This is a genomic window from Aeromicrobium stalagmiti (genome assembly GCF_013283745.1).
Lineage (GTDB): Bacteria > Actinomycetota > Actinomycetes > Propionibacteriales > Nocardioidaceae > Aeromicrobium > Aeromicrobium stalagmiti.
In genome coordinates, this window is record NZ_JABSTZ010000008.1 from 19,416 (window position 1) to 28,809 (window position 9,394).

Annotated in this window: 9 protein-coding genes; all 9 read left to right on the top strand. The window is 64.1% G+C overall.

What is annotated here, in order from left to right; translation table 11 throughout:
- The first annotated feature begins 30 nt into the window (after positions 1-30).
- Complete coding sequence (gene cmtR / locus HQK15_RS18085; protein ID WP_173492910.1) at positions 31-411, top strand: Cd(II)/Pb(II)-sensing metalloregulatory transcriptional regulator CmtR; 381 nt, start codon at positions 31-33, stop codon at positions 409-411.
- Between the two features lie 74 nt (positions 412-485).
- Positions 486-2,510: a heavy metal translocating P-type ATPase gene (locus HQK15_RS18090; RefSeq protein ID WP_254451181.1), complete on the top strand. Its 2,025-nt coding sequence runs from the start codon at positions 486-488 to the stop codon at positions 2,508-2,510.
- Between the two features lie 114 nt (positions 2,511-2,624).
- Positions 2,625-3,212 carry a copper resistance CopC family protein gene (locus HQK15_RS18095; RefSeq protein WP_217361847.1) on the top strand — a complete coding sequence of 196 codons (588 nt, stop codon included), beginning with the start codon at positions 2,625-2,627 and terminating at the stop codon, positions 3,210-3,212.
- Between the two features lie 42 nt (positions 3,213-3,254).
- Positions 3,255-3,620, top strand: coding sequence for an ArsR/SmtB family transcription factor (locus HQK15_RS18100; protein WP_173492913.1), 366 nt, complete (start codon positions 3,255-3,257; stop codon positions 3,618-3,620).
- A 57-nt stretch (positions 3,621-3,677) separates the two neighbouring features.
- Positions 3,678-4,298, top strand: a complete 621-nt coding sequence (locus tag HQK15_RS18105) for a methyltransferase family protein (protein WP_367649248.1) — start codon at positions 3,678-3,680, stop codon at positions 4,296-4,298.
- A complete protein-coding gene (locus tag HQK15_RS18110) occupies positions 4,298-5,212 on the top strand; it encodes a cation diffusion facilitator family transporter (RefSeq protein WP_173492915.1) in 915 nt (304 codons plus the stop codon). Before HQK15_RS18105 ends, HQK15_RS18110 begins: the two co-directional genes overlap by 1 nt.
- A gap of 34 nt (positions 5,213-5,246) precedes the next feature.
- Positions 5,247-5,897: a DsbA family protein gene (locus HQK15_RS18115; protein WP_173492916.1), complete on the top strand. Its 651-nt coding sequence runs from the start codon at positions 5,247-5,249 to the stop codon at positions 5,895-5,897.
- Between the two features lie 4 nt (positions 5,898-5,901).
- Positions 5,902-6,525, top strand: a complete 624-nt coding sequence (locus HQK15_RS18120) for a copper resistance CopC family protein (protein WP_173492917.1) — start codon at positions 5,902-5,904, stop codon at positions 6,523-6,525.
- Positions 6,526-7,225: 700 nt separating this feature from the next.
- Positions 7,226-9,133, top strand: a complete 1,908-nt coding sequence (locus tag HQK15_RS18125; RefSeq protein ID WP_496349913.1) for a bifunctional copper resistance protein CopD/cytochrome c oxidase assembly protein — start codon at positions 7,226-7,228, stop codon at positions 9,131-9,133.
- The last annotated feature ends 261 nt before the right edge of the window (positions 9,134-9,394 follow it).

A 9,394-nucleotide genomic window follows, 5' to 3' on the forward strand; every position in this document is an offset into this window, starting at 1 on the left:
ACTGGTCAGCCAATGCTGTATGGTCAGCGCATGCTGACTATTGCTGATCGAGTCGACGTGATGAACCGTCTCGGGCGGGCCATGTCCGACCACACACGTTCACGAATCCTGCTGAGCTTGCTGGAGCATCCAGGCTACCCGGCGCGCCTGGCGGAGAATCTGGAGTTGACTCGAACGAATGTCAGCAATCATCTGGCCTGCTTGCGGGGTTGCGGCATCGTCGTGGCAGTGCCGGAAGGTCGCCAGACCCGCTACGAGATCGCAGACCCACACCTGACCCGTGCGCTCGAGCAGTTGGTGACCGTGGTGCTGGCCGTCGATGACGGCGTGCCCTGCATCGATGACGAGTGCGACGTGGCATTGTGCTGCGGGTCGACCGCCGACCTCGAGTCGAAAATGGTCTCGCGATGAGTCGCGAGTGCTGCGGGCCAGAACTGCCTGTCGGCGACATGGACACCACGAGTCACCTAGAGGCGCCAGACGCCATGGTGTCGTGGTGGCGAGACCCGGCGCTAGCCTTCCCGGCGAGTTCAGGGCTATTGCTGGCGGCCGGCTACATCGCCCAGTGGTCGGGCGGAGACAGTCTCAGCACTGCTCTGTTCTCACTGGCACTGGCCGCAGGTGGATGGACCTTCGCGCCGTCCGCGGTTCGAAACCTGTTCTCGCACCGCTTCCTCGGCGTGGGACTGCTGATGACCATCGCTGCGACAGGCGCTGTGATTCTCGGCCACGTGGGCGAAGCCGCAGCGCTCGCATTCCTCTTCTCGATCGCCGAGGGTCTCGAGGACAGGGCGATGGACAGAGCCAAGCACGGACTGAGCGCGCTCCTGTCGCTCATGCCCCAGACAGCCAGGATCTCCACGTTCGACGGCGACCGAACGGTCGTGGCCGCAGACGTCAATAGGCTTGACATCCTCATCGTTGGCGGCGGCGAGCGGGTCGCAACCGACGGCGTCGTGGTCAGCGGGCGTTCGAACCTAGACACCTCGGCCATCACCGGCGAATCCATCCCGGTCGAAGTAGGACCAGGTGATGGGGTGCTGGCCGGGTCTGTCAACAGCACGGGGACTCTCCAGATCGAGGCGAGCGCAGACGGCACCGACAACTCGCTGACCACGATCGTCCGCCTCGTCCAGGAGGCTCACGAGCGCAAGGGTGAGCGTGCACGCCTCGCGGACCGCATTGCCAAGCCCCTGGTCCCGATCGTCCTGTTTGCAGCAGCACTAGTCGCCCTGCTGGGATCTGTCTTCGGGGACTCCAGCACCTGGATCGAACGAGCCCTCGTGGTCCTGGTCGCCGCCTCGCCGTGTGCAATGGCCATCGCCGTTCCCGTCACGGTCATCTCGGCCATCGGCTCCGCAAGCAAGTTCGGCATCATCATCAAGTCAGGTGAGGCCTTCGAACGATTCGGCACGATCCGCCAGATCGCGATGGACAAGACCGGCACCCTGACTCGCAACACGCCGCAAGTCGTCGATGCCGAGGCCATCGAGAGCATGTCGCGTGGCGAGCTGCTCGGCATCGCGGCGAGCCTTGAACGCGCCAGCACCCATCCGCTCGCGGCGGCGGTCGTTGCATCAGCGTCAGACGTCCCGGAGTCATCTGACGTCGAGGAGATTCCGGGTTGCGGCATCAGGGGGACGCTCGCTGGTGCAGCGATTCGGGTCGGTAGCCCACGCTGGGTAGACCCTGGACCATTGACGGCTCGGTCCGAGGAGATGGCATCAGCGGGCATGAGTTTGGTGGTCGTCGAGCGCGATGGTGCGCCCATCGGCGTCATCGGCATCCGTGACGAGCTCCGCCCGGAGGCCGTCGAGGCGATCGCCCTCATGCGTGATGCAGGCATCGAGGTCGTCATGCTGACTGGCGACAACGCACGTACCGCCCACGCTCTGGCGGCCGAGGCCGGCATCTCTACCGTCCACGCCGACCAGATGCCCGAGGACAAGGCCAGAATCGTCGAAGAGCTGTCGCGCAAGGCGCCGACCGCCATGATCGGCGACGGCGTCAACGACGCCCCGGCCTTGGCCGGTGCCACCATCGGCATCGCCATGGGTGTCGGCGGCTCCGCAGCCGCCATCGAGTCCGCCGACATCGCATTCACCGGACACGACCTGCGCCTCATTCCCGCAGCGATCCAGCACGCTCACCGTGGCCGTCGCATCATGACCAGCAACATCCTGCTGGCCTTGGCCATCATCGTCGTGCTGTTCCCGCTCGCGCTGTGGGGCATTCTCGGCCTGGCCGGTGTGGTCCTGGTGCACGAGCTGGCCGAGGTCGTCGTGATCGGCAATGGCGCGCGTGCGTCGCGCGTTCGAGGACTCGGCGGTCTGCGGGCCGAGCCCGCGCCTGACCCCTTGCTGGAGACAGTCGCCGGCGAAGGATGCGCGGACGGATGCTGTGCCCCGACTGCCCCACCGGTCCTGATCGCTAAACCGCTCCCCGGCCAGCGTCCTCTACTCGCCGTGACCTCGCGCGACGACCAGCGCTCCGATCTGCCGAAAGGGTAAAGCGCTCCGCGGCGGGAGTGCCACGCGGGGGTTCGCGATCAGTCTGATTTACTACGTCGCGTAGTAGGCGGACCCTGTTCTAAGCGCGGAGGAAGATTCGTGAAACGACTGCCCATGCTCCTCGAGATTGCCGCGATCGCCGCAATCGGTGCTGTCGCCCTGACGCCGTCCGCTGCGTTCGCTCATGCCGAGCTCGTCTCGTCGAATCCCGCGGGCGACGCGACACTCCAGGTCATGCCGGTGCAAGTGTCGCTGACAATGAACGAGCCCGTTCAGATGCCGTCGTTCGTCGAGGTGACCTCCTCTGACGGCACGCGGATTAACAGCTACAAAGTGACGGTCGAAGGTGACACCGTGACCACGGCAATAACCCAGAGTGCGCCCGCGGGGGCATACAGGATGTCGTACGAGATCGTCTCAGCCGATGAGCACCCCATCAGTGGGACCATCAACTTCAGTGTGGTCGAGGGGGCCGCCCCTGCGCCGACGCCGGCGAACACTGAGCCGCCTCCTGCCGAGCCCCGGGTCGGCCCGACCGCCGAGGCCGCAGCCGGCGAACCTCAGATCACACCTGCGTCAGACGGTTCGACGACAACGCAAGACGTGCTCACGATCCTAGGGTTCTTCATAGTGACCATGACCGGCTTCGTCTTGGTGTTGCGCGCCGGGCTCAAGTCGGCGGCAACCGAGGACGAGGACTGATCGCCTCTTGCGCGACGTCGCAGGTGACGCTATCATCGTGAAATGACGATGACAGATAGCCGCATCGATGACACGATTGACACGCCGCTCACAGCCGCTGCATGCCTCTTCCACGGCTTCAGCGATCGATCGCGTCTGGTGATCTTGCAGCACCTGTTACTCGGTGACCACCGCGTCGTCGAACTGACCGAGCACCTCGGACTGGCGCAGTCCACCGTGTCGAAGCACTTGGCCTGCCTGAAGGACTGTGGTCTCGTCACGTCTCGACCGGAGGGACGCGCGTCGGTTTTCAGTGCCACTCATCCCGAGGCGACGACGGCCCTGCTCGCCGCCGCCGAGCAACTGCTTGAGCTGACCGGTTTCGCTGTGACACTGTGCCCGACACACGGTGGCAGCGACCATGAGTGATCCCTCGGCGCAGCTCTCCACCAAGCCCAGGGAGGCATGATGGCCGTCCTCGCGCTCGTGCTGTTCGTCATCTATGCGGCGGTCGCCTTCGGCTGGCGCAGCGTGCTCCAGCGTCGAGTCACCGGCGACTTCGGATTCCGTGGTGTCACCGGTCGCCCCGGGTCGGTCGAATGGTGCGGGGGCGCACTGTTCGTTATCGCGATCCTCACCGCAGTCGCGGCCCCTATCGCCGATCTCGCTGGCCTGGCGCCAATCGACGCACTCGTGGTCGGTCCGGTCCAGTCAGTCGGTGTGACGCTCACGATCCTCGGTATCGGCGCCACCTTCGACGCCCAGATCACCATGGGGGCAAGCTGGCGAGTCGGCGTTGACGAGGCCGAGCACACCGAACTCGTCACTACAGGTGCCTTCGGTCTGATCCGCAATCCCATCTTCACCGCCATGGCCGTCACGGGCCTCGGTCTGGTGCTGGTCATCCCGAACATCGTGGGCATGGCCGGGCTCATCGCCTTGGTCCTCGCTCTGCAGCTCCAGGTCCGTGGTGTCGAGGAGCCCTACCTCGCCAGGCATCATGCCGACGACTGGGTCGAGTACAGCCATCGTGTCGGCAGGTTCCTGCCCGGCATCGGAACCATCCGCCACCACGAGTCGTTCGGCTCGAGAGAAGGAGCACTCTGATGGGCGCAGGACACAGTCATCCGCCGGCACCGGCGGGTCATGCCGGCGGCAAGTACCGCCGCAAGCTCGCGATCGCGTTCGGCCTCATCTTTACGTTCTTCTTCGTCGAGCTCGTTTACGGGCTGCTCGCGGACTCACTGGCGCTGATCTCCGACGCCGGTCACATGGCCGCCGACGTCGTCGCGCTCGGAGCGGCTCTGGCTGCGACCAAGATCGCCACGCGCAAGGACACGACGGGCAGACGCACGTTCGGGTCGTACCGGGCCGAGGTCTTCGCTTCAGGGTTGACCGTCCTGATCATGCTCGGCGTCTCGGCCTACGTGGTCATCGAGGCACTCAGCCGTATCGGCAGCGACCCCGAGGTCTCCTCGACCCCGATGATCGTCGTCGGCGGGCTCGGCCTGCTGATCAACGTCGTCGTCATGCTGATGCTGCGCAGCGGCGCCGACGAGAGCCTCAACGTCAAGGGCGCCTACTTCGAGGTCGTCGCCGACACCGCCGGATCGGTGGGTGTCATCGCCGCCGGCATCCTGATCGCCACCACCGGGCAGCCGTGGTGGGACACCGTCGTAGCCCTCGCGATCGGGGTGTTCGTTGCGGTCAGGGCAGTGATCCTCGGGCGCCAGGTACTCGCCGTGCTCGGCCAGCACGTGCCCGACGGCATGCCGATCGACGAGGTCGCCGGCAAGCTCGCAGCCATCCCCGGCGTGACCGACGTGCACGACCTGCACGTCTGGGTGCTGACGTCCGGCATGAACGTGGCCACCGCGCACCTCGTCGGCGACAACACCGACGACCTGCCCCGCATCCTTGACGACGCCCGCACAATCCTGCGCCGCGACTACCAGATCGAGCACGCGACCCTCCAGGTCGAACGCACCGCAGCTCGCGAATGTCACGAGGTCGACTGGTGACACCCGAACGAAACGAGACCCACTCATCAAGACCTTGACCAGCCAGACAAAGATTGCGCTGACGTTCTCTCTACTGGCCGTGGCCATGTTCGGCGGAGCGTTCGCCTATCAGGCGATCTCTGCCCCAGAGCGAGCCGACAAGTCCGAGCGGCAGCAACTCGCCACCCGCAGCGACAGCCACCGGCTAGGCACCAGCATGGAGGGATCGGAAACTGTCGTCGCATTCGTCGACTTCGACTGCGACGCCTGCGCCAACGCCTACCCGGTTGTCGAGACACTGCGCAAAAAGTACGACGGCAAGGTCACCTTCGTGGCCCGCTACTTCCCGAACCCCAGCCCCACGAACGGCAACAGCGCGGCGTACGCCGTGGAGTCCGCGGCAAGGCAAGGAAAGTTCCAGGACATGTACCAGAAGATGTTCGAGACCCAGGCCGACTGGGGCGACTCACAGGAGTCGAAGGCCTCGCTGTTCCGCAGCTACGCGGAGGACCTCGGCCTCGACATGGCCCGATACGACGCCGACGTCGTCAGTCCTGAGGTCGCTGCACGCGTGAAGAAGGACGTTGACGACGGCAAGAAACTTGGTGTCACGGACACTCCGTCATTTTTCCTGAACGGTCAGCGCATCATCCCTTCGAGTATCGGCGAGTTTGCACAGGCAATCGACGATGCTTTGGAGCAGTGAGGACGTGGGAACAGCAGCCACCGCGAACAGAAGCCAATCAGTTACGGCGCGAAGAGTCTGGGCGAAGTCCCTCGCGGGTATGGCTGCGGTTGGCTTACTCGTCCTGTGGCCAGGATCGGCTCAAGCCGACACCGCGTTGACTGGTTCGGGTCCCAGCGAAAGCGAAACAATCGAGGTTCTACCCGCAGAAGTGTTCCTCGACCTCAACGAAGAGGTCTTGGACCCGCCGTCCATCGTGGTGACGAAGTCCGACGGAACACGCGTCAACAGCGAGATCGTCCAGGTGAGCGGTCGTCGGGTGACGAGCAAAATCGTGCGCGACGTCGGACCGGGGATTTACACCATGAACTATCGGGTCGCCTCGGTCGATACGCACTCCGTCACCGGCACGATCAACTTCACCGTGACCGGCTCGTTGTCGGACCCAGTGAGCCCACGACAGGATTCGGGTGAGCAGAGCCGCGATGGTGTGACGGTCGAGGCCATGCCAAACGAATCCTCGAACGGCGGCTCACTCATGATCTTCGTCCTGTTCGTCATCGCCATGATCGTGATGCTCTGGTTCTTGCGAACAGGAATGCGAACTGCCCGCGCGAGTGGTCGAGATTCGACCGTGGACAACGATTGATCAGCTGCCAGAGCAAAGCACGAACTTCGAGAACGTGTTTCTTGGCAGGGAACTGTTTGGCGGCGTCGTTCGTCTAATACTTTGGAGGACAGAACCGCATGGATGAAGCCCGCGGCGGCGCATACCGCCAGCAACGTCCTCGGCTCGTGGATCTGCTCGTGATAGCCGGGCTCCTGTGGGTGGCGCTGGTCGCTCACCCCGCCATGTCCGGGGATGACGGATCCTCTGCGTCCAGAGTCGTGTCATCTGGCCTCGCGGAGCACTCCTCGGCGACCGCTCCTGGACTGGCTGCCCTCGGCAACGACCGGCAGGTGGCGTCCGCAGAGGATCTTCTCGTCATTAGCTGTGGAGTCGCTTTGTTGTGCATGGCGGCATTGGCCGGTGTCGTGGCCAGAGCCCTGCACCAGATCCGATGCGTCGTGCTACGGCGGCTTCGGCAGGTCCTCAAAACAGCCGGGTGGGCTCCGCCGTACCGCCACAGGCCCAAGTTCGATCAGGAGAAGTCCTCGCTGCTCAGGTGCTGACAGGTGGCGCCGCCGTACCCCGGCAGACGCCCCTACTCGCTTGAGCTGATAGGACAACCGTGAACGAGACAAGACACTCCCCCGCGCCCGCATCCACGATCAAGACTGCTTCATCTGTAGCCACTAGATCGCTTATTCCACTCGGTGCCTCCAGCGCGATCGCAGCCAGTGCTGCGATGTACGGGGCCCTGCGATGGGGCGGCGGAGCGCCGCAGCGGGCCCCGGAGGGCCTGACTGATCCCGGACTCGTCACGGGGTGGGGGCTGCAGTTCACGAACCTGTTCACACAGGCCTCGCTCGTGATCGTGATCGGCTTCATTGTCCTCGCCGTGTTCTTGATGCCGACGACCTCCAACGACGTTCAGGGCCTCGCTGCCAGAGCCGTCCACATCGCCTCACGGTGGACATGGGTATGGATGGCCAGTGCTCTCGCTGAGCTGGTCTTCGCTACCAGCGACGCGTTCGCTCTCCCGATCATTGACCTCAACTGGAATTTGTTCGTCTCATTTGCGGTCGACAGCCCCACCGGTCAAGCCCTCTTAGTCCAGGCGTTTGCCGCGGTCGTGATTGGAACCGCGCTGCGGTGGACGATCTCAGCCCGCGCCATCACTGTGGTCTTCGGGCTCGCCATCGCCTCGCTCGTACCGACTGCCTATACCGGTCACTCAGCAGGCAGTGGGTCCCACGACTTGGCCAGCGTGAGCTTGCTGCTGCACCTCATCGGAGTGTGCATCTGGGTGGGTGGACTCGGTGGGCTCACGTGGCTCGCGATGCGGGGCAGCAAGCGTCTCGTGCCATCGGTGGCCAGGTTCTCAGGCCTTGCGCTCTCGTGCATCGTCCTCGTCGGAGTCTCCGGAATAGTGAACGCTGCGGTCAGGCTAGGTGAGCCGTCAGCACTAGTCGGCACGCGCTATGGGCAACTTGTCATCGTAAAAGTAGCGGCGATCGTCGCTGTCGGCTATCTCGGATGGCTACAGCGCCGCCGGCTACTCGCGGTGGGGTCATCGTTCGTCAGGATCGCGGTCAGCGAGGTCCTCGTCATGGCGGCTGCCGTGGGGGTTGCCGTCGCGCTCTCACGGACACCGACGCCCGTCTCGAGTGACTCTCTCCGCAGACCCATCGAGGAGCTTCTCGGCGGACCCCTACCTCCTGCGCCGAATCTTCAGAATCTCTTCCTGGGATGGTCAGCGAACGGAACTGGCCTGGCCATTGTCGCTTTGGGAGCCACGCTCTACGCGGTCGGGGCCGTCAAGCTACAACGGCGGGGGGTGCGGTGGCCCGTTGGCCGCACACTGTCCTGGTACACGGGTTTGCTGGTCCTGGCATGGGCCACGATCGGCGGCCTCGGCGAGTATTCGAACGTCATGTTCAGCATGCACATGGTCGCGCACATGCTGATCTCGATGGTCGCGCCCATCTTCCTGGTGATGGGCGCGCCGATCACTTTGGCGCTACGGGCGCTTCCCGGTCCACGACAGAAAGGCGATGTCTCCCCACGAACGCTTCTGACATCTCTCCTTCACTCCCGCCTGATGCGACTTGTGGCCCATCCTCTCGTGGCCGCCAGCGTCTTTGTGGCCAGTTTCTACGTCCTCTACTTCAGCGGCCTGTTCGAGGTGCTGATGAGAAGCACCTGGGGCCACGCGGTGATGCAGCTGCACTTCCTCGCCGTCGGCTGCCTGTTCTACTACGTGATCATCGGTATCGACCCGTCGCCTCGCCCCCTTGAACCGATAGCGCGTCTTGGATTGCTGCTCGTCACGCTCCCGTTCCACGCCTTCTTCGCCATCTCTGTCATGAGTTCGAACACCGTCTTTGCGGCGTCGTACTACCAAGAGCTAGAACGGCCGTACGCGACTGACCTTCTGCGAGACCAGTACGCCGGTGGCAGCGTCGCCTGGATTCTGGGCGAGATACCGCTCGCTCTGTGCATTGTCGCTCTCGTCGTCCAGTGGGTCAGGTCCGACAACCGCATTGCCAAACGCCTCGATCGCAAGGCGGAACGGGACAACGATGCCGACCTCAGTGCGTACAACGCGTACCTACTCGATGTCGCTCAGAAGGGCCGACGCCGGGACTGGTAGATGACCCGCCGATATATCCCATTCCGAACATCCGCTAGAGAACGATCATTTGAAGAACATCAGAGGTATGTGATGACATCAGTAGGTAGGCGCAGAGCGGAGTTGCCCTCACGCGTGGCGCCGCCCGAACGAGGTAGACGTGTCGCTCATCGACGCCCTCGCCCTTCCGGCAAATACCGTACTTCCCCGGCGATGTTTGGTGCCGTCGCATTGCTAGGGGCAGGTTTAGGGTCGTTTGCGACGGCAAACGCGGACAGCGAT

Excerpts from the sequence above, each read along its gene's own strand:
- HQK15_RS18095 (WP_217361847.1), top strand. The coding sequence starts at position 2,625 with ATGCTCCTCGAGATTGCCGCGATCGCCGCAATCGGTGCTGTCGCCCTG.
- HQK15_RS18090 (WP_254451181.1), top strand. The coding sequence starts at position 486 with ATGGTGTCGTGGTGGCGAGACCCGGCGCTAGCCTTCCCGGCGAGTTCA.
- HQK15_RS18110 (WP_173492915.1), top strand. The coding sequence starts at position 4,298 with ATGGGCGCAGGACACAGTCATCCGCCGGCACCGGCGGGTCATGCCGGC.
- HQK15_RS18100 (WP_173492913.1), top strand. The coding sequence starts at position 3,255 with ATGACGATGACAGATAGCCGCATCGATGACACGATTGACACGCCGCTC.
- cmtR (WP_173492910.1), top strand. The coding sequence starts at position 31 with ATGCTGACTATTGCTGATCGAGTCGACGTGATGAACCGTCTCGGGCGG.
- HQK15_RS18125 (WP_496349913.1), top strand. The coding sequence starts at position 7,226 with ATGTACGGGGCCCTGCGATGGGGCGGCGGAGCGCCGCAGCGGGCCCCG.